15 protein-coding genes and 3 tRNA genes are annotated in these 20392 nt (G+C 34.7%); 12 read left to right on the top strand and 6 right to left on the bottom strand.

The annotated features are described in order from the left end of the window. Window positions 1–343 precede the first annotated feature (343 nt). The 7 genes from Q0L29_RS05845 (at window position 344) to Q0L29_RS05815 (ending at window position 6177) form a co-directional block, all read left to right on the top strand. Window positions 344–1276: an acyl-CoA desaturase gene (locus Q0L29_RS05845; RefSeq protein WP_296619887.1), complete on the top strand. Its 933-nt coding sequence runs from the start codon at window positions 344–346 to the stop codon at window positions 1274–1276. Between the two features lie 75 nt (window positions 1277–1351). Continuing rightward, window positions 1352–1424, top strand: a tRNA-Gly gene (locus Q0L29_RS05840). A gap of 60 nt (window positions 1425–1484) precedes the next feature. Continuing rightward, a tRNA-Leu gene (locus tag Q0L29_RS05835) sits at window positions 1485–1568 on the top strand. A 612-nt stretch (window positions 1569–2180) separates the two neighbouring features. Further along, entirely contained in the window at window positions 2181–2711 is a 531-nt protein-coding gene (locus Q0L29_RS05830; RefSeq protein ID WP_296619885.1) for a hypothetical protein, read from the top strand. A 16-nt stretch (window positions 2712–2727) separates the two neighbouring features. Beyond that, entirely contained in the window at window positions 2728–3033 is a 306-nt protein-coding gene (locus Q0L29_RS05825) for a hypothetical protein (protein ID WP_296619883.1), read from the top strand. A gap of 138 nt (window positions 3034–3171) precedes the next feature. Then, the gene (locus Q0L29_RS05820; protein WP_296619882.1) at window positions 3172–3708 is read left to right on the top strand and encodes a hypothetical protein; all 537 of its coding nucleotides are present in this window, start codon (window positions 3172–3174) and stop codon (window positions 3706–3708) included. Window positions 3709–3723: 15 nt separating this feature from the next. Further along, window positions 3724–6177 (top strand): hypothetical protein, encoded by a 2454-nt coding sequence (locus tag Q0L29_RS05815; protein WP_296619880.1) that lies wholly within the window; start codon window positions 3724–3726, stop codon window positions 6175–6177. 278 nt (window positions 6178–6455) lie between these two features. Here Q0L29_RS05815 and Q0L29_RS05810 read toward each other — a convergent pair. Further along, window positions 6456–6529 (bottom strand) — tRNA-Asn (locus tag Q0L29_RS05810). 266 nt (window positions 6530–6795) lie between these two features. On the opposite strand from Q0L29_RS05810, the gene Q0L29_RS05805 reads away from it, so the two are divergent. The 4 genes from Q0L29_RS05805 (at window position 6796) to Q0L29_RS05790 (ending at window position 11092) form a co-directional block, all read left to right on the top strand. Then, a complete protein-coding gene (locus Q0L29_RS05805; protein ID WP_296619879.1) occupies window positions 6796–7236 on the top strand; it encodes an Hsp20/alpha crystallin family protein in 441 nt (146 codons plus the stop codon). A gap of 118 nt (window positions 7237–7354) precedes the next feature. Beyond that, entirely contained in the window at window positions 7355–8833 is a 1479-nt protein-coding gene (locus Q0L29_RS05800; RefSeq protein WP_296619877.1) for a Do family serine endopeptidase, read from the top strand. Window positions 8834–9027: 194 nt separating this feature from the next. Next, on the top strand, window positions 9028–10578 hold the full coding sequence (locus Q0L29_RS05795; protein WP_296619876.1) for an aldehyde dehydrogenase family protein: 1551 nt from the start codon (window positions 9028–9030) through the stop codon (window positions 10576–10578). Between the two features lie 106 nt (window positions 10579–10684). After that, the gene (locus tag Q0L29_RS05790) at window positions 10685–11092 is read left to right on the top strand and encodes a response regulator (protein WP_296619874.1); all 408 of its coding nucleotides are present in this window, start codon (window positions 10685–10687) and stop codon (window positions 11090–11092) included. 77 nt (window positions 11093–11169) lie between these two features. On the opposite strand, the gene Q0L29_RS05785 is transcribed toward Q0L29_RS05790, so the two are convergent. Next, entirely contained in the window at window positions 11170–12612 is a 1443-nt protein-coding gene (locus Q0L29_RS05785; RefSeq protein ID WP_296619873.1) for a hypothetical protein, read from the bottom strand. Window positions 12613–12824: 212 nt separating this feature from the next. On the opposite strand from Q0L29_RS05785, the gene Q0L29_RS05780 reads away from it, so the two are divergent. Next, complete coding sequence (locus tag Q0L29_RS05780; RefSeq protein WP_296619871.1) at window positions 12825–15173, top strand: glycogen debranching protein; 2349 nt, start codon at window positions 12825–12827, stop codon at window positions 15171–15173. A 200-nt stretch (window positions 15174–15373) separates the two neighbouring features. Here Q0L29_RS05780 and Q0L29_RS05775 read toward each other — a convergent pair whose 3' ends face one another. The 4 genes from Q0L29_RS05775 to Q0L29_RS05760 form a co-directional block, all read right to left on the bottom strand. Beyond that, window positions 15374–15760 (bottom strand): response regulator, encoded by a 387-nt coding sequence (locus Q0L29_RS05775; protein WP_296619870.1) that lies wholly within the window; start codon window positions 15758–15760, stop codon window positions 15374–15376. Continuing rightward, window positions 15757–16779 carry a PAS domain S-box protein gene (locus Q0L29_RS05770; RefSeq protein WP_296619868.1) on the bottom strand — a complete coding sequence of 341 codons (1023 nt, stop codon included), beginning with the start codon at window positions 16777–16779 and terminating at the stop codon, window positions 15757–15759. The genes Q0L29_RS05775 and Q0L29_RS05770 overlap by 4 nt, the downstream gene beginning before the upstream one ends. An 11-nt stretch (window positions 16780–16790) precedes the next feature. Next, window positions 16791–17225, bottom strand: coding sequence for a response regulator (locus Q0L29_RS05765; protein WP_296619866.1), 435 nt, complete (start codon window positions 17223–17225; stop codon window positions 16791–16793). A gap of 347 nt (window positions 17226–17572) precedes the next feature. Beyond that, window positions 17573–20392 (bottom strand): PAS domain-containing protein (locus Q0L29_RS05760; RefSeq protein ID WP_296619865.1); only part of this gene is annotated, 2820 nt, incomplete at its 5' end.

Here is a 20392-nt window from a genome sequence, read left to right as displayed (position 1 = left end):
GGGATAGGAAAAGCCTTTCCATATAATCCAATATACTGCGTTGTCTTCCCTCGATATAGCCCGCTATATCTTCTAAAAGACGTCTTGTCTATTGAATTATATGAAAATCTGAATTTACAAATAAGAGTCGAACTCAGGTTAATACACTAAATCAACAGAGTACTTTTGCTTCCATAAATTTTTATTGGCGCTTAGTACCTGAATGCTATAGAAAAATAAAAAATTAAAGAACTCATATCTATTCAGAACTAATTTTTTGTTTGATTCGTTTTAAATTTTCAAGATTAAAAAAGGATTAGTCTTATCTTTGTACTAACATATATTTAATTACATCTTATTCAAAATGGCAGTTGCAGTAAAAGAAAACCTTAAAATTCGAAAAAAGGGCACTTGGAAAAAAGAAATTAGCTTTGCTATAGTCCATTTATTGCCCTTAGGTGCAATATGGACAGGGGCTACATGGTTTGATTGGACCGTTTGTGCATTCCTTTATGTTTGGCGAATGTTTTGGGTTACAGGCGGATATCATAGATATTTTGCCCACAGAAGCTATAATACATCACGATGGTTTCAGTTTTTAATAGCCTTTTTCGCACAAACATCTGCTCAAAAAGGGGCTTTATGGTGGGCTTCACATCACCGCCATCACCATAGAAATAGTGATACTTTAAAAGATCCACACAGCATGTTGCATTTTGGATTTTGGTATTCTCATGTAGGATGGATTATTGGTTCCGATTTCAAAAATACCGATTTCAAAGTCATTTCAGATTATAGTAAATATCCTGAATTGAGATGGTTGAACAAGAATTACTTGGTTCCACCTGTAGTTTTAGCATTGACAGTAATGGCATTAGGCGGAATAGTAAATGGAGGAAGTATTTTGGCTATGTTTACCGCAGCTGGATTCTCTACTCTATTTATAGGCTTCTTTCTAAGCACCATTATCTTATATCATGCTACTTTCTCCATCAACAGCATTATGCACAAATTTGGAAAACAACGCTACGAAACCGGAGATGAATCAAAAAACAGTGTTTGGTTAGCATTATTAACTTTAGGAGAAGGATGGCACAATAATCACCATTATTATGAAACCTCAGCAAGACAAGGCTTTTATTGGTGGGAAGTTGATTTTACGTATTATGGATTGAAATTTTTGTCCATGATTGGTTTGATTTGGGACTTAAAACCTGTACCTAAACACATTAAAGATTCAAGAAATAAGCAGGAGGCAAAAGAATTGAAAGAGCAGCTAAAAGAACAAGTAGCATAAATTTTAGAAATTTTCTTGGATTGCTATTGTATTTTAAAAACTGCCTGTTAAATTTGCATTCCCATTCAGGGAAAAGCGAGAGTAGCTCAGCTGGTAGAGCGCAACCTTGCCAAGGTTGAGGTCGCGAGTTCGAACCTCGTCTCCCGCTCAAAAATTATAGTAAGTGAGCAATAGGCTCACTTATTTTTTTGACACATACAAAATCCTAGCCGGGATGGTGAAATTGGTAGACACGCAAGACTTAAAATCTTGTGAGCATTAGCTCGTGCGGGTTCAAGTCCCGCTCCTGGCACAAAAGCTTCTCAGCAATGGGAGGCTTTTTTTATTTTAAGTCAGTTCTATTTTTTTTCAATTAGAAAATCTTGTGAGCATTAGTTCTTGCTTGCCTGTTTTGAATAAAACAGGTTCAAGTCCTGCCGAACATTACTAGCACATAGCGCGCGTTGCGCAGCAAAACGCGTGCTTACGATTAGAAAACTCATGAAAAATACCACATACCTTGCAACCCAAATAAAATTTTGATCGAAGATTGCGGGGAGGAGGACAAAAATGCGAGCCAGACGAGGATGTGGGTTGAAGCTTATTTTTGTCTTGAATTTTTGTTTCTTTTTGTTCAATCAAAAAGAAAAAGTAGAAACTACAAAATATAATTTGGCATATAATTTTATAAATAGCAATTAAAAACCCCAGATTTTATCAATATCCCTTGATTTTGGGGTTTTGTACATGATTTTAATCTGTAAAAAGACCTTTAAATTTGTTTAAAACCAATTTTAGAGTTGTTTTTTATTAATCAAGAGAACCCTACGATTATTCAAAGCTTGAGGAGACATCACAATTTATTAATAACCAACCACTTGCAATCAAACTAAATTCTCTTTAAATTCATTTAAACCAAAACGCCATGAAAAAATTTCCACTCTATTTTCTCCTCTTATTATTATTCTCATGCCAATCTTGCCAGCTTTTCGATAAAGAGGAAGATACGCTTGACCCTCAAGAAGAACTAGCAAAACTACCCCCGATAACGGCCACAGGAGAGAATACTTTCGGCTGCCTGGTAAACGGTAAAGCCTTTTTGCCTGTACAAGGGTTTTTAGGGGCCAATGCTTTGGATGGGTATGTTAATAGCAGTAATAAATTTGTACTACAAGCACTAAACATTCAGGAAAATTACAATCTAAATATTCAAATTATTGATTTAAATTCTTTTTCAGGAGATCTAACCATCAGTACTACTAATGTATTGGGGGATAAAGATTTGGTGTCATTTACCAAAGGTGATAATAGGTATGATGATTTAATTGCAGGAGAATTAAACATCATAAAGGATGACAGGGATTCATCAATAATTGCAGGGACTTTCACAATTACTTTTGATACAGGGAATGGAGAATTAGAAATCTCCGAAGGAAGATTCGATTTAAAATATTAACTAAACTATTTCAACCATGAAAAATCTGATTATATCAACAATTGTAATCAGTCTATTTATATCATTCCAAAGTTATTCACAATGCAATGTTATTCCTATTACAACTAATATAGATGGTTTTCAAATCACAGGTGACTATCGGGTTTATCCCGGAAATGCAGGAGCTTGCAATCAAATTGTAAGCCCTATAATAATTGTGGAGGGTTTTGACCCTTTTGACAATACTACTAATGAGGGGAATAATATTTTCCAGAATGCAGATCAATCAAATTTACTATTCGATTTAAGACAACAAGGCTTCGACATCATCACCACCACATAGCGCGCGTTGCGAAGCAAAACGCGTGCTTGAGACTATTCATAGCTTAGTGAAAAATCACAATTTATTTAATACTCAAGCATTTGTATATAAACCAAATTACTTTTAAATTCATTTAATCAAAAAGTTAAGCAAAACAATATGAAAAAATTCCCTCTTTATTTCCTCCTACTTTTAGTATTCTCATGCCAATCATGTCAGCTTTTTGATAAAGAGGCCGATACAATTGACCCACAAGAAGAATTAGCAAAGCTACCACCTATAACTGCAACTGGCGAAAATACTTTCGGCTGCTTGGTAAATGGTAGAGCTTTTTTGCCCAAGCAGGGGTTCTTAGGGGCAAATGCATTGGATGGGTATATAAATAAGGGAAATACTTTTGCCTTGCAAGCAATAAATGTAAATGAATCTTATAATCTCACAATTTATGAGCAAAGAATGGATATAGGATCAGCTTCTATAATTTTAGGTGATATTAACTGTGATTTAATATGTGATGAAGTTAATTTCAGACACAATGACGTAAAATATGACATAGTTTCAAACGGAATAATTGAATTTCATTTAATCGATACTATTAACTCTATTATGGCTGGCACATTTGATATTATTTTATTAGAAAAAGAAAACAATCAAAAAATAGAATTGACTGAAGGGCGATTCGATATCAAATTTTAATTAACTATTTCAACCATGAAAAACATATCAATTATACTAATTTTGACCTGCTTTATATTTACACAAAGAATATTTGCTCAGTGTAATATTGTTCCAATATCTACAAATTCAGAGGGCTTTCTAATCTCAGGTGATTATAGGGTCTTGCCAGGAATTTCAAATAATTGCAACAATATTGTTCGCCCACTTATTGTCGTAGAAGGCTTTGACCCCTTTGAAGAAACAATTCATGAAAATATAATTACAAATGCAAATCAGTCTCAATTAATAACTGATCTAGTTGCTGCAGGCTTCGACATCATCACCCTAAACTTTGCCTCCACAAAAGTACCGCTTAGGAGAAATGCAGCTTTGTTAGAGGAGTTAATAGATGAAATTAATGCCATGCCCTCGGTTACGAATGATTTGGTAGTGATGGGCCTGAGCATGGGTGGGCTTATTGCCAAATATACTCTGTCGGATATGGAGAGCCGAAATAAAGCCCACAATGCACGCATGTATATTTCTATGGACTCGCCACACGGTGGTGCCAATGTACCGGCTTCTTTAAGATCTTTATTTAGCCAATTATACAATCTGTATATATTTCCTCCGCAATTGCTGGGCGGGATCATCGTAGGCGAATTTATTACGCCTATGTTTGAATCTGGTCAAGTGCTGAATTCGCAAGCGGCCAATGAAATGATACTGGATAATAATGCCAACGTCAGTTCCTTTTTATCACAATTAAAGACAATGAATATGCCCTCTTCTGTAAACCTAGCGGTTGCTAATGGCTCTCATGCAGGGCAAGTGCAGGCCACCGGGTTGGGCAATAATTATACCCCGGGAATGGTGATGGTATCTGCTGACTTAGATACTGATGTGGACTTATTTAACCATGAAGTGGTAGAGGCCGAAATAACCGCAAGGGCACGATACGCTGGGGGAGCCACAAGAGAAATATACAGCGGAACAATTACGCAAGCTGATTTGGGAAAAAGCAGGGTCAACAGTTCTGCCTACGATGTGCCACTGGAAACTATGTCAGGCGGATTCACTGATTTAGGAAATGTAATGGGTAATTTCATAAACCAGATCAACAACCCTAACATACAAGTGAATTTCCAGCGGTTTAATTTTGTGTCCACTTATAGTGCATTTGGAATGGATCAACGAAATGCACGTTATCTTGAAAATATGGGGAATCCATCTGCCGGGCAAGGAGATAGAAGTGTTTACATTAGGACTGTACATGATACTGGTTTTGATGATGTTTTCTCGGAATCAATCAATAATGAGCATGTGACTTTTTCCCCTGCTGTTTCTCAATGGCTTTTTGATAAGATAACCGAAGTAAACACAGATCACTGTGCCACTATACTCACTCAAAACTTTCCAATTAGTGGGCCATCCAGTATAAATTGTGGACAAGGGTATCAAAAATTTTCTACCACCAATGTTCCCGGAGTAAACTATAATTGGAGAGTTACCTCTGGAAATTGGGATTCATACACAAATGCAAATGGAAATGAATTTTACATAAGAGCATCTGGTAATAATACATCTGGTAATAAATCAGTATGGTTAGATACGGAAAGAATATGTAATGGAGTAGCCTTGATGGCAGAACCTGTATTTAAAGAGATTGATTTGGATGCTGGTGACAATGGAACTTTAAGTGGTCCAACGATAGTATGCACCACCAACAGTACTTTTTCCTTGAACAATGTACCTGCTGAAGCAACTGTGAATTGGAGCCGGAGCAGTAATTTAACGCTGGTTTCATCAAATGATGATGGTATTACGGTAAGTGTATTAAATAACAATGTCGGTGGAAGCGGCTGGGTAAGAGCTACCATCAATAGTATTTGCGGAAGTCTTGATGTGCAGAAAAACTTTTGGGTAGGCAAACCGGCCAATATACTGGCACCGGATGATATAGAAGGCCCAGAATGTATTAAAAGAGGAACAACAGGCTTATTTCATGGACTTCCTTGGCCAACCTCTGTTCCTGGCGCCACTGAGTACGAGCCCCAAATAGTTTTGGGAGGTAATAGTAGTGGTTTTACGTTTTGGTCTGATATAAATAGGCTCTATGTAGAAGTTACCGTAGCACAGAGCGTACCCGATGGGTACTATGTGCTTCAGATCCTGCCTAAAAACAGCTGTGGCTATGCTGATGGAGTCTTTGCTGGCTTCGATGTATCGGGGAGTAAATTCTGCAGCACAGTATCCATTATGCTCTATCCTAACCCTACGGCTGATGAGCTAACAGTGGAATGGGAAGAAGAGCCGGTAAGCAAATCGAACCAAAATTTTGAATATCAACTGACCATTGTCAGTGAGGAAGACGGAAGTATAGTGCATGATAAGTGCCACCGAACAATTAAAGAACGAATCAATATGCGGGCTATGCGAGCAGGCTACTACCATGTGCGTGTAAACTACCTAGACGAACAATATAGCTATAGAATACTGAAACAATAATAGCATGAAACACCCTATTCAAACCTCAAAACTTCGAATCAGTTAACAATGCAGTAGTCGCGAGATTCAGGATAGGCAGCTGCTGCATCAGTTGCAAATGGGTAGCATGCCAGATGCGATTGAATTGATTTAGTAAGCTGCGTTCGATTATAAATAATGCTTATAAGGATTCCGCTTAGTAATTTTTCACTGTTATAGCCAAGAACTGACGGGTATTATTATTTAATTTTAGAAAAAATTGAGCACAAAAAAAGCCTTGCATTTCTGCAAGGCTTTTGCTCCCCCTCTTGGGCTCGAACCAAGGACCCTTTGATTAACAGTCAAATGCTCTAACCAACTGAGCTAAGGAGGAATTTATCCGTTTGGGAATGCAAATATGCAAGCCTCTTTTATTATTTCCAAACACTTCTTTTAAAAAGATCAAAAATATTTTTATTAGTAAATTTTGTCAGCCTCATAAATCAATAACTCTAGCAAAACAGCCATTATGTCATTCAATATTAGTGTTAAATATTAGAATAGTGCCATTATGGCTTATTTTCAAGTTAAAAACTAATTGGTACAGATTTTTCTATAGCATAAATAGATTATTTGTTAAACCTTAAAACAATAAAAACTATGACACTTATAAAGTATAACCCAAGTTTACCTAGTACTGAAAACAGAAGTTTTTCAAGTTTATTAGACAGATTCTTTAACGAATCCTTCAATGGAGTTGGCAAAGAATTGGAACATTTTGCTCCTCAGGTTGATATTGCAGAAAGCAAAAATGCTTTTGAAATATCAGTTGCAGCACCAGGCATGAAAAAATCGGATTTCAACATTGACATGAATGACGGTTCCATTACAATCTCTGGTGAGAGAAAATTTGAGGAGAAGAAAGATGAGAAAAATTATCATACCCTAGAAACACAATATGGTTCTTTCTCAAGAACATTCCATCTACCTGATAATATCAAGGAAGATAAAGTTGAAGCTTCTTATCAGGATGGGATATTGAATATTGTGATTCCTAAGGATGAAAAAAAGGAATTGAAAAGAACAATTCAGATTAAATAATCAAAATTTAGAATTTATAAAAAGGGGCATTTTGCCCCTTTTTATGTTTATACAATAAGGATTAAAACAGAAGCGTTATTTCTGCGTTTTCATATTAAATTTAAAAAGTAATAGACAGATGGAAAAGAAACAGTTTTTTATAGGGATTATTTTCGCTTCAGTATTGAGCGCAATAATTTCAATTAGTGGTTACATTTATTTCAATCCAAACCCATCAGCAGGCGGCAGTCAAAGTTTTGAAGAAATACAATCAAATAATACTCGCTTTTCAAGTTTTCTGGATGAAACAGAATATAATGTTCCCGAAGGGATTAATTTTATCTATGCCTCTGAACAAGTTACAAAAGGTGTAGTACATATTAAGGCAGAAGTAGAAAGAGATATGCCTAGAAGCAGATCTCCTTTTGAAGAATATTTTAGGGATTTTCACGGAGACAAAAGTCCTCAACCAAGAAAAGGGCGATCTTCTGGATCAGGAGTTATTATTTCCCCAGATGGTTATATAGTTACCAATAATCATGTGGTTGCTAATGCCAGTAAGCTAGAAGTCATTTTACACGATAATAGAAGCTATGAGGCCACAGTAATTGGTGCTGATCCTAATACAGACATCGCACTATTAAAAATTGATGAAAAAGATTTAAACTTCGTTGAATTTGGGAACTCTGATAATGCAAAAATAGGAGAATGGGTTTTAGCAGTTGGAAATCCATTCAATCTAACCTCTACCGTTACGGCAGGAATCGTAAGCGCAAAGGCAAGAAACATTAACATCCTTAATAGACAAAACAGATATGGAATTGAATCATTTATTCAAACTGATGCTGCAGTAAACCCAGGAAATAGTGGGGGTGCTTTGGTAAATCTATCTGGTAAATTAATTGGTATAAATACAGCCATTGCTACACCAACAGGGAGCTATGCAGGATACTCATTTGCTGTACCTTCCATTTTGGTTAAAAAAGTGGTCAATGATTTAAAAGAATATGGTGTAGTACAAAGAGCTGTATTAGGAGTAAGCATTGTAGATTTAAACGATCCAAGATTAGATAAAAAGGATTTCCCAACGAATGCTGGAGTTTATGTTGCCGCTATTAATCCCGGAAGTGCAGCAGAAGAAGCAGGTATGAAGAGTGAAGATATCATCACTAAAATAAATGATAAGAATATTTCCAATGTTGCCGAATTGCAAGAACAAATAGCAAGATTTAGCCCCGGAGAGAAGGTAGAAGTTACTTATCTAAGAGGGGGAAATGAAAAAACGGCTACCATAGAATTGAAAAGCTTAATGAACACTACTGAAATAGTAGAAGCCAGTACCGCGCAAATGTTAGGCGGAGCCACATTTGAAGATGTTAGCCAGGAAGAAATGGATAAACTAAATATTAGCGGGGGTTCAAAAGTAGTGGAAATACAAAAAGGAAAATGGCAGAATATTGGAATCAAAGAAGGCTTTATAATAACAGCCGTAGATAAAGGAGCAATTGAAAATACTGAGGATTTGATTGCTACATTGCAAGGAAAACAAGGGGGCATTTTAATAGAAGGTGTATATCCTGACGGATCAAAAGCATATTACGGTATGGGTTGGCAATAATCCACAACTTTGGCAAATAATTTTCAAAGGCACTTAAATACGGGTGCCTTTTTCTTTTGTTATCCTTTAAAAAAAGCCAATTTTGTGCCATTAAAATACCAATTACCTACTAAAATCATTGATTCTTAGCTTAAAACATGCTTTAAACTATTTAAAGACCTATTAACACTTATTTTTTATAATTATTGAATACTATGGATATTAAGAAAACTTACGGCTTAGCAGATGCCTTAAAAAAATTAGGAGTAAAAGACCACAATGGCGGCACTTCAACCGGTAGTAACTGGATGGAAGGAAGCGGGAAAATCAGTTCAGTTTCTCCAGTTGACGGTAAAGAAATTGCCTCAGTAGGAATAACAACTGCTGAGGATTATGAAAAAACTATTCAAACTGCAGAAGAAGCATTCAAAACCTGGAGTAATATGCCTGCTCCAGCTAGAGGCGAAATTGTTCGTCAGTTTGGAAACAGATTAAGAGATTTAAAAGATCCATTAGGAAGATTGGTTTCTTATGAAATGGGTAAATCCTTGCAAGAAGGTTGGGGAGAAGTTCAGGAGATGATAGACATCTGTGATTTTGGTGTTGGATTATCCCGTCAACTATATGGTTTAACCATTAAGTCTGAGCGTCCTGATCACACTATGCAAGAACAGTGGCATCCATTAGGGATTACAGGTATAATTTCTGCTTTTAATTTTCCTGTTGCTGTATGGAGCTGGAATACAGCTCTGGCTTGGGTTTGTGGAAATGTTACGGTTTGGAAGCCATCTGAAAAAGCACCATTAACCGGTATTGCTTGTCAGAATATTATAGCAGAAGTATTGAAGGAAAATAATATGCCTGAAGGTATTTCGTGTTTAGTAAATGGAGACTATAAAGTAGGAGAGATGATGACGAAAGATTCTCGTGTTCCTTTAGTTTCTGCTACAGGTTCTATCAGAATGGGTAAAATTGTAGGTCAAGAAGTAGCCTCTCGATTAGGTAAATCAATTCTGGAATTGGGCGGAAATAATGCTATGATCATTTCAAAAGAAGCAGATTTAAAAATGACCTTAATTGGCGCTGTTTTTGGTGCTGTAGGTACTGCCGGTCAGCGTTGTACTTCTACTCGTAGATTAATTATCCATGAAGATATTTATGATGAATTAATTGGTAAGATGAAAAATGCTTACAGTCAATTAAGTATTGGCAACCCACTTGACGAGAAAAATCATGTTGGGCCTGTAATCGATAAAGACTCCGTTAATAATTACTTAAATGCCATTGAAAAGGCAAAATCTGAAGGTGGAAAAGTAATAGTTGAAGGTGGCGTATTGGAAGGTGAAGGCTATGAAAGTGGCTGCTACGTAAAACCAGCAATCATAGAAGCAGAAAATCATTATGAAATTGTTCAAGAAGAAACTTTTGCCCCTATTTTATACGTAATGAAATATAGCGGAGATGTAGAAAATGCGATTGCTTTACAAAATGGAGTAAAACAAGGTTTATCTTCTGCTATTATGACAAACAATATGCAAGAAGCACACCGATATCTCTCTTCTAAAGGCTCTGATTGTGGAATTGCCAATGTAAACATCGGAACTTCCGGTGCAGAAATTGGTGGTGCTTTCGGAGGCGAAAAAGAAACCGGTGGAGGAAGAGAATCAGGTTCTGATGCTTGGAAAGCTTATATGAGAAGACAAACCAATACTTTGAATTATGGTGATTCCTTACCACTTGCTCAAGGTATTAAATTCGATATTTAATTTTTTCTAGAAAGTGCACATGAATATTCGTGTGCATTTTCTATATTTAATTGTTTTTAAAGCGCATTGATTTTATTACCTTGTCATAAATTTAAAATTGTTCAATATGAGTAAGTATCATTCCGTCATGTTAATCGATGATAACGAAATCGATAATTTGATAAACCAAAAAATGGTTGAAGCTGCAGGCTTGTCAAAGTATATTTACACACACACAGGCGCGAAGAGTGCAATTGAATTCCTAAAGAATATTGAGCAATTAGATGATAACATCGTTTCCAGCGTGCTGCCCGATATTATTTTCTTAGACATTGATATGCCTTTAATGGATGGATTTCAGTTTTTGGAAGAATTCAATAAGTTGAAAGATAGCTCGAAAGAGAAATGTAAAATTATAATGCTAACCTCTTCAATCAATCCACAAGATGTGAGCAAATCTAAAAAATATGACTCTGTCAAAAAATATTTGAACAAACCTCTTTCTCAAGAAAGTTTAACAGACTTATCTGTCTAAAATATTAAGTCTTTAAAATGAAAAAAGCCATTTGAAAATAATAATCAAATGGCTTTTTTCATTTTAAAGATTTTAGTTTAAAGCACTAGCCTTTTAATTATTTCATCATTAAACTCCAACAACAATGTTGGAGAAAAATGTTGAATTGGTTCAAGAGCTTTAAATTTCTTAACCAACTCATTAATTTTCTCCTCTTTATTTCTCTTTGATTCACTTAATGAAATCTTCATGATTTTATTCAATACTTGAATATTCATGCAGTTTTCTTTTCCTATTATCCTTATTTGCCTTTGAATACTATTAATCAATTGATTAAATAATTCATAGTCCTTCATCAGGCAGTATTCCAATGCCAAAAGTGTTTTTATTTCTAATTGTGCATTTTGATATCTTTTGAGGCTAACATCATTCAACAAATTATTCAACCACTTGGCTGACTCTTCATATTTATTATCAAAATGACAGCTTAGCGAACGATAAGTAGCGTAAGTAATATATTGGGAAATATCATCCTTATCTGGCTCAAAGTCTTGAAATAAAGCCACATTCTCATCTGAGAGACTAGGTTTATCTTGTATTCTCTTCGCTCTTTGTAATTTTGTTATTAAAAATTGAGATGGATACGTAAATAAATTAAAATTTGATAATAGACCTGCACAGGATTCGTTTACCTCCTCAAAATAATTTTCGGATTTTCTGTATAATTTATAATGATTGTAATATTCTAATTTCAAAAACGCATATACCAGCTTTAAATGAAAATAAATAGAATCTAAACTATATAGATCGAATATGCCATCCGCTTTTGCCAATAAATCTTCTATAGGGTCTAAATCAACACTTGTTTCATCTTCTTCCACAAATAGCCTATGAAAAATATTAAGGCAGTTTTTATAGATAAATAGACGGTGAGAATCGTAGATCTTGCACGTATTGATCATTTCCTTGTTGAGCAGCACCAACTCCAACTTATTTGTTTCATCACCTGTAAGCGAGAAATTACCGAATTTGATGAAATAGCTACTAAGTAAATCCTCTGCTTTATCAACAGCTAACATATACGCAACATGACGGTTGTATAATTGGCTGTACCCGAAATACTCTTCAGTATTTTGATGTAATTTTTTTAACGCTTTATAAACTATGGTTAATTCATTAGAAAGATCATAATCTATCAATTCTTTCTCTAACTTCTTGAGGGTAGCAATTGCAATGGCTTTTTTCTTAGTGAAAATTATCTCATTAATGTTCGCCACTTTTTTTAGGATATCCGTCCTCGGATTTTCCATTTGTTGCAAGAGATACTCTTCTATCTTTTGATTAAGTCTCGATCTTAAAGTATAATACGCATTTGTATTTACTTCAAGTTCTTCCATAATGGCGTGATCACTGGAAGAACTTTCACGCATTGATTTAAGTAAATATGCAGATTTCTCTGCTCCACCGGTAAATAGACTTTCATGTACTGCCAGATAATCAGCGTCTGAAAGCTGCATGATAATATTCTTAAGTTTCGCCATATTCTTATTTATTCAGCATTTTCATGTCAATTCAAATGAAAGTTAATTATTTAGATACAATTCACATAAAAAAGTTCAATATAAATCATAAAACCTTACATCAACGGCCTAAAATTTCATTTAAATCCATTTTTAATCCATTAAATTTAAAGATTTCACGCAACAAACGATTAAATTTAAGTTTAACAGAAAGAAAGTCACTCCAATATATCATGAAATATATTTTCGTATTATTTTTAATCATATTAGTCAGTTGCCAAAATAATAAGCCCTTAGATTTTTTTACACAAAAAAACCAACTTGAGAATATTAAAGGGAAAACCGAATACATGAACAGCCCATTCTTAAGTGCTGGAAAGAGACTTTATGTAGTGGGCCACCAAAGCGGGAAATTTCCTGATTTAGGTTGGCATGTAAAAGGAGAAATGGGAGGTGTCTGGTTACATCCTATTAAATTACTGGATGGTTACCATGCAGAAATTAAATCGGATGATTATCATGAATGTTTGAATGATGCTGAACAATTTCTTAATTATCCAGTAGGCAGTGAACAAATCTTTAATGTAAAAAACTTCGGTCTTAAAGTATCACAATTTCATTTTGTCCCCGAAAATGAAAATGGATTAATTGTAGCCTACCAAATTGAAAATACGCTTAATGAGGAAAACCAATTTCAATTTACTTTTAATGCAGCTATTGATTTAAGACCAGTTTGGCTTTCAGATTCACTCAATATTGGAGATGGTCAGGATGAAGGGGAATGGAAAGGAAGAAATAACATCTATTTGGCAAAAGACAATCAAAACAGTTGGTTTACAGCTTTTGGAGGGAAAGATTTTAAGCCTTCTGATTCGGAAAATTCATGCCAATTACAAAGAAGCGGGAAGGGCTTCGGGCAAGCCTTAAGTAAATCTCTCAGATTAAAAGGAAATGAAAAACAAACGATATATTTCATAATAAGTGGGTCTGATGAAAGTGAAAAATCCGCCATTAAAACTTTTCAATATTTATCTGGAAATGTTGAGCAGTTACTAAATCAAAAAATCGCCAAGTACCAAAAAATAGAGCAGAGTACTAATTTAAAAACTAAGGATAAAGAATTTAACCAAATGTTTCGTTGGTTGAAATATAATTCAGAGTGGTTAATGCAAGAAGTTCCGGAGATTGGAACTGGTTTAACTGCAGGTAGCCCAGATTATCCATGGTGGTTTGGAACAGACAATGGTTATGCCGTTCAGGGGTTATTGGCATCAGGTATGCATGATCAAGCATTACAAACGATCGACTTAATCATAAAGCTATCAGAAAAAGCCAATGGAAGCACAGGCCAAATTATGCATGAAGCATCAACAAATGGCGTAGTCTTTAACCCTGGAAATCTCAATACAACTCCAAAATTTATAAGCATGCTTTGGAAAGCCTTTGCATGGACAGGGGATAAAAGGATATTGGATCATTACGAATTAGTAAAAAAATCTGTGGACTGGATTGAAGCACAAGACCAGGATGGAAACGGTTATCCGGACGGAGCTGGAATGATGGAAATTCATGGTTTGGACAGTGAAATGATAGATGTGGTCGCTTATCAATATGAAATGTATTTGGCAGCCGCAAATTTTGCCAAAGTTCAAAACGATAAAGTTCTAGTTGATGAATACCTTGTAAAAGCTAAAAACCTAAAGATGAAGATTAATAGCGAGTGGTGGGTAGATGAATCTAATTCTTATGCTGATTTTCGTTCTGATAAGTTAGCAGCATTACAATTAATAGAAGAGGCGATTATTCGTGCAGACACCATAAACAAACCTTGGTCTGTTGAAGAATTACAAACCATATTGGATAACATAAAGCGTCAAGATATAAAAGGTACCGCACCTTTTGTAGTGCATCATAATTGGATAATGAACACACCAATGGAGGTAGGTGCAGCTGATAGGGAAAAAGCAGAAAAAGCTCTTAATACCGCTGAAAACTATCAAAATCGATTTGGAATTTTTGTAACTGGTATAGACCGAGACGAAGAGCAAGAAAAAGCTTCAAAGTGGAAATCTTTCAGTTATGTGGGTGCTGTGATGACCTTACCCACCGGTGTGCAAGCTATAGCCGAAGCTAAATATGGAAATACAGATCGCGCATTAGAATATCTTAAGATGCTTCAAAATTCGTTTAGCTATGCTTTACCTGGATCTATGTATGAAGTCAGCCCTGATTTTGGCATGATGGCACAGGCATGGAACATTTATGCAGTTGCCGTTCCTGTGGTGGAAGAATTTTTTGGCATTCAACCCAAAGCATGGAAAAATGAGGTGATAATCAAACCCAACTTACCAACAAAATGGACGGACGTAAGTCTGGAAAACATTATGATCGGAAATAATCGAATAGATATCTCAGCTAAGAGAGTCAATAATATTCTCGAATTCCGTATTTCGCAGTTATATAACTGGAAATTAATATTTGAATTTCCGGAGGCAAACCATATTATTTATGATGGAAATAAAATAAAAGGAGGAAAAGTGGAGCTTTATGACAGACTCCATAATTTGAAAGTTGAATTTTAATATTTTTAAAGCTTATTAACTCAAACATTTAAAATTAAGAAGCGTTAATATCAGTATGAACGAAACACTTATTATCCAGACAATAGTTATTACCTCAGCAATTTTATTCCCATTTATTATTGGGATTATCAATTCAAAAAAACAAGAGAAAAAATTAGTACATCAAAAGGTGAGAAGTTAACTTCTCATTTTTTTTTAGATTAATTTGCCATGCGCTCTTGAATTTGACTCAAGTGTTCTTCTTTAAGCGGCTTGCTGAAAAAACCTTTTACTAAATCAATATTTTCAGCTTTTTCAATATCTAACCTATCAGTGGAAGAGCTCAGCATAAAAACAGAAGTGTTTTTTTGAGATGCAAAATCCTTTATCTCCTCCAAAAATTCCCAGCCATTCATTAAGGGCATATTAATATCCAAAATGATGACATAGGTAGTATCTTCAGAATACTCCTTTTTTAGATTTTCTAAAGCAGTAGCTCCGTCCAAATAAGTATCGATTACTTGAAAGAAAGGGGAGTCTTTCAAGCAAATATCTGTTAACATGATGGAAATTTCATCATCATCTATGATTAAGGTTTTGATTTTCATTCTTTGTCTTTATTAATTTCAAATTGTTGCGATTTATCCACAACCCCCTTTATTATTTCATCTAATTCTTCTGCAGAATTTTGAATATGCTCATAAAAGTCCTTCTTTTTATCCCCCTCTATTTTACCCTCGCTAAGTAGATTAACCAACCCCATTAACCTAGCTAAGGGTGCTCTCACCATATGTGATTGTGTCCAGGCTATATCTTTTAAAATTTCATTTTGCTGTTCTACAGCTTCAATATGCCTATTTCTTTCGGTTATGTCATTCACTAACATGATTTCCGCAGGGTGCCCTTTATATTCAAAGTTATTGGAGCGTATTTCTACTCGTATTCGCGCCCCATTTTTCTTCAAATGTGTAAACTCACCATGGACCAAGTTCTTCATAGGTTTTCTTTCTTTACCCAAAGATTCTTTCAAAGCAGGCATATCATCCTTCGGCCGAATTTGGCTAATCTCCATATTAAGAAATTCTTCATAAGAGTATCCGTAATGTTCAATAGCAGCATCATTTACATCCAGAAATTTTAGTGTGTCTCTATCAAAAACCCACATTGGAAGTGGACTGAAATGAAAAAGATCAGAATAGCGTTGTTCCGATTTTTTGAGATTAACTAATATTCTATTTCTTTCTATATTATAAAGAATGCTTTTATATAGGACCGTACTATTTAAAACATCCTTTAATAAATAATCAGAAGCCCCCAAAGCCAAAGATTTAATAGCAAAATCAGCGTCAGAATAGCCCGTTAAAATAACTATTGGGGTGTCTTGAGAAAGTAATTGTATTTCCTTTAGTAGTGGTTCCCCTTCTTTATCAGGCAAACTTAAATCCAGTAAGATAATATCTATACCATTATTTTTTTTGGATAAGATCTGTTTGGTGGTATTGAAATTCTCTGCCCAGTGTAGTTTTTTAACAATAATGGTTTCTTCTAAGAAATCCTCTATTAGAAGATAATCTCCTGGATTATCTTCCACTACTAAAACATTATATCTTTTCTCTGTCCCTCTCATCCATTCTCACATTATCTGCTTCCAGAAGGTAAGCTAACAATATTAAACCAGAATTGCTCAATGCTGGATACTGCTTCTAAAAACTCATTGATTTCAACTGGTTTTGTGATATAACAGTTGGCATGATATTGATAGGCTAAATCAATATCATTGTGAGCTGATGAGGTAGTAAGCATAATTATAGGAATATGCTTTTTCGATTGGTCTGATTTTATTTCCTGAAGCACTTCATGACCACTTTTTATCGGCAGGTTTATATCTAATAAAACAATATCGGGTACTTTACTATTTTCATATCCCTCTCTTTGAAAAATAATGTTTAAGGCTTCTTTACCATTTTTAGCTACATCCATTGAGTTGATAATTTTGCTTTCTTCAAAAGCTTCCTGGGTCAATACTATGTCCCCTTCATTATCTTCTACCAAAAGGATGTTGATTGATTTCATATTTCTCAAATTTAAACGTACCAGTAAATGTATTAAAAAATACGGCTACCGTTTTTATACTCTAATTACTGATATTACATCCTACTAATTACACGCTATGAATGTATAAAAAATTTATAAAACTACTTAAACTATAGCTATAAGTATTCCATAAAAAAGTAAATTGAAATTTAGATGCTACTCATATTCAATGACTTTTATCATATTTTATGCATATAGGGCCTTTTTTATCACAACTTATGTAAGAAAATTACAAATTATTTATCGATATTAATACTGATGATTAATAAAATATGGAATAATTTTTTTAGCTTTTAAAAGCTTAAATTACATTCTTTTTAAAGAAATTATGATTTAGGAATTGTAAAATAAAAAGTGCTTCCTTTTCCAATATTTGATTTCACCCATATCCGTCCATTTAAGTTTTCAATTATTTTTTTAACGATTGCCAAGCCCATACCAGTACCTGAATATTCATTTTTATTATGAAGCCGTTGAAAAATATTAAAAATTCTATCAAAATATTCTTCCTCTATTCCAATTCCATTGTCTTTAACAGAAAATCTCCATTCATTTTTCAATTCATTGGCTTTAATAATGATTTTTGGTGGAAGATTAGGGTAACTGTACTTTATTCCGTTTGAAATAAGATTGCTAAAAATCTGGATCATAGGAGACGGATGACCCTTAATTTTAGGTAAGTCTTTAAATTCAACATTGACACTCAGTTCTTCAATTTGCTTACGTTGTAATAGACATACTTCATAAATCACTTCATTTAAGTCTATCTCTGTAATTTCCTCTTCTTTTTTACCAATTTTAGAATAATCCAATAAGTCCAAAATAATTTGGCGCATTCGTTTGGCGCCATCTACCGCAAAATCAATATATTGATTAGCTTTATCATCCAATTGATTACCATATTTTTTCTCTAATTGAGTTAAAAAGCCAGAAACCATCCTAAGTGGTTCTTGTAAATCGTGAGAAGCTACGTAGGCAAATTGCTCGAGTTCGGCATTAGAAATCTCCAAGTCTCGAGCATATTTTTTTAAAGCCATGTTTGCTAATTCTATCTCTTCTTCAGCTTTCCTTTTATCAGTGATATCCACAATTACTGAATCCCATAGGATTGTTCCGTCTGGCTTTTTCATCGGATGCCCGTAACCTTCATGCCAATAAATATTTCCATCGGGATGTTGGTATCTCCAGCTAACTTGCCAATTGCTTAAGCTATTGGCTGATTCCATTATCGCTTCTTTCATCTGGTTCAAATCTCCTCCAGCCTCAATGTTTTTCCAAATTAGCTCGTTATTTTGAACACATTCTTCTGGGGTGTAGCCAAATATTTCCTCAGAACGTCTACTTACAAAATCCATTAGATCGTCTCCGTTAGGTTTTAAGTGGTATTGGAAGATTACACCTGGAATATTGTTGGAAATATTCTCTAATCGGAGTTCTATCATCTTTCGGTCGTTTATGTCTTGGAAACTACCGTAAAGTCGAACACATTCACCATCTCTCATTTCAGCATTTCCAATCGCCCTGACCCATTTTTCATTTCCTTTATAAGTAATGATAATGGCTTCAAAGTCAAATGATTCTCCTTCTTGAATTGCGTTTTCTACTGCTTTAGTTATTTTTCTTTGAAAATTTGGATGATAAAAGTTTATTGCTTCATCCAAGTTAGGAGTAAAATCATCAGGTACTTCGTGAATTTGTTTGGTCATGGGTGACCAGTAGTTCTCGCCTGTTAATTGATTTATTTCCCACCCTCCAACTTTCGCTAATTTACTTGCATTTTCTATTGTTTTTTGCAATTCTACAGTCTCCGTTACATCCCTGCCATAGGCAAAAAAGTATCCCTCTTCACCAAAAACCTTTGAAGAACTCCATGAAATCCATTTATATTCTCCACTTTTTGTTATGTAGCGATTAGTGAAATTGTTAGTAACTCTATTTTTCTCTAAGCTATCATCATATTCAGTAATTGTTTCTTTTAAATCTTCAGGATGAATAAATTCGCTAAAAGGTTTTGATGTTAACTCTTCTTGAGAATAGCCTAGCAATTTTGAAAAAGCAGTATTAACCTTAACGAAGTTTCCATCAGGTGAAGCAATAGCTAAGATTTCTGGTGCGCTTTCAAAGAAAAGGCTCAGTTCCTTTTCTTGCTGTTTACGAATTATTTCTGCTCCCAAATAATGTTTCAAATTGTTATAAAACATCACGTTGTGATCATGAGCTTTTAACTCTTCATCTGAGAAAAGCACCAGTACACCAATTATATTGTCCTGATAAAAAAGAGGATATGCAGTAGCAGATTTAAAATTTGCTTTCTCAGCTAATTTATACCTATAAAAATTAGAATTTTTGTCTATTTCATTCCAAACTTCATTTTTAAGAGTCTTCCAGACAGTTCCTGGTAAGCCTTCTCCATATTGGAATGTCTTTTTAGAGTTTTCATCATAAAAAACCTCTTTATCACCACTTTTAGCATACCATGCGGAGAGGTGTAGGTCTTTATGATTTTGACTCATTAGCCATATTTCTCCTACTGGATAACCACCAAACTGACTTAAGTATTTGATGCTTTTCTTAAGAATCGCATTTAATCCCTCTTCTTGTTTAAATAGTTGGGAGAGTTCATGCTGCAGTTCTTGTTTTATGCTTTCTCTTTTAAATTGGGTCTGATCTCTTAAGGCACCAATCATACGTAAAGGCTGACCATTTTCATTCCGGATCAGGTAGCCAACTTCTTCTACATACGCATATTGACCATTCGCATCTTTAAAGCGGTATTCATAAAGCCACTTGGATTCTTCAGATTGTGCCATAAACATATCCAGGTTTTGCAAGACTTCATCCAGATCATCCGGGTGAACCCATTGTGCCCAATCCCGCAACCGAAATTTATCTTCACTAATATTATGCCCGAAAACACGTGTCAGGCTGTTTCCCCAATAGAAATTGTCAGTGGATAAATCCCAATCGTAAATAGCATTATTTGTAGCTTTGTTGATATATTCAAACCTTTCACTACTTTCCTGAATGCTCTTTATATAAGCAAAGTTTTGAAGTACAATTGAAATTAGTCTGGCAGACCGCTCAAAAATATTTACTTCCAAATCCTTGGGTTCTTTGACCACATCATGGTAAATGGCGAAAGTGGC

Source organism: Marivirga sp. (assembly GCF_024636815.1).
In the GTDB taxonomy this organism is placed as follows: Bacteria; Bacteroidota; Bacteroidia; order Cytophagales; family Cyclobacteriaceae; genus Marivirga.
The sequence above is the reverse complement of the archived record's forward strand: the minus strand, read 5'-3'. Positions and strand labels throughout refer to the sequence as shown.

Bases quoted from the DNA above. Each gene is read 5' to 3' on its own strand.
- Q0L29_RS05770 (WP_296619868.1), bottom strand. From the start codon at position 16,779: ATGAGAGGGACAGAGAAAAGATATAATGTTTTAGTAGTGGAAGATAAT.
- Q0L29_RS05790 (WP_296619874.1), top strand. From the start codon at position 10,685: ATGAGTAAGTATCATTCCGTCATGTTAATCGATGATAACGAAATCGAT.
- Q0L29_RS05780 (WP_296619871.1), top strand. From the start codon at position 12,825: ATGAAATATATTTTCGTATTATTTTTAATCATATTAGTCAGTTGCCAA.
- Q0L29_RS05815 (WP_296619880.1), top strand. From the start codon at position 3,724: ATGAAAAACATATCAATTATACTAATTTTGACCTGCTTTATATTTACA.
- Q0L29_RS05830 (WP_296619885.1), top strand. From the start codon at position 2,181: ATGAAAAAATTTCCACTCTATTTTCTCCTCTTATTATTATTCTCATGC.
- Q0L29_RS05800 (WP_296619877.1), top strand. From the start codon at position 7,355: ATGGAAAAGAAACAGTTTTTTATAGGGATTATTTTCGCTTCAGTATTG.
- Q0L29_RS05795 (WP_296619876.1), top strand. From the start codon at position 9,028: ATGGATATTAAGAAAACTTACGGCTTAGCAGATGCCTTAAAAAAATTA.
- Q0L29_RS05785 (WP_296619873.1), bottom strand. From the start codon at position 12,612: ATGGCGAAACTTAAGAATATTATCATGCAGCTTTCAGACGCTGATTAT.
- Q0L29_RS05820 (WP_296619882.1), top strand. From the start codon at position 3,172: ATGAAAAAATTCCCTCTTTATTTCCTCCTACTTTTAGTATTCTCATGC.
- Q0L29_RS05825 (WP_296619883.1), top strand. From the start codon at position 2,728: ATGAAAAATCTGATTATATCAACAATTGTAATCAGTCTATTTATATCA.
- Q0L29_RS05805 (WP_296619879.1), top strand. From the start codon at position 6,796: ATGACACTTATAAAGTATAACCCAAGTTTACCTAGTACTGAAAACAGA.
- Q0L29_RS05845 (WP_296619887.1), top strand. From the start codon at position 344: ATGGCAGTTGCAGTAAAAGAAAACCTTAAAATTCGAAAAAAGGGCACT.
- Q0L29_RS05775 (WP_296619870.1), bottom strand. From the start codon at position 15,760: ATGAAAATCAAAACCTTAATCATAGATGATGATGAAATTTCCATCATG.
- Q0L29_RS05765 (WP_296619866.1), bottom strand. From the start codon at position 17,225: ATGAAATCAATCAACATCCTTTTGGTAGAAGATAATGAAGGGGACATA.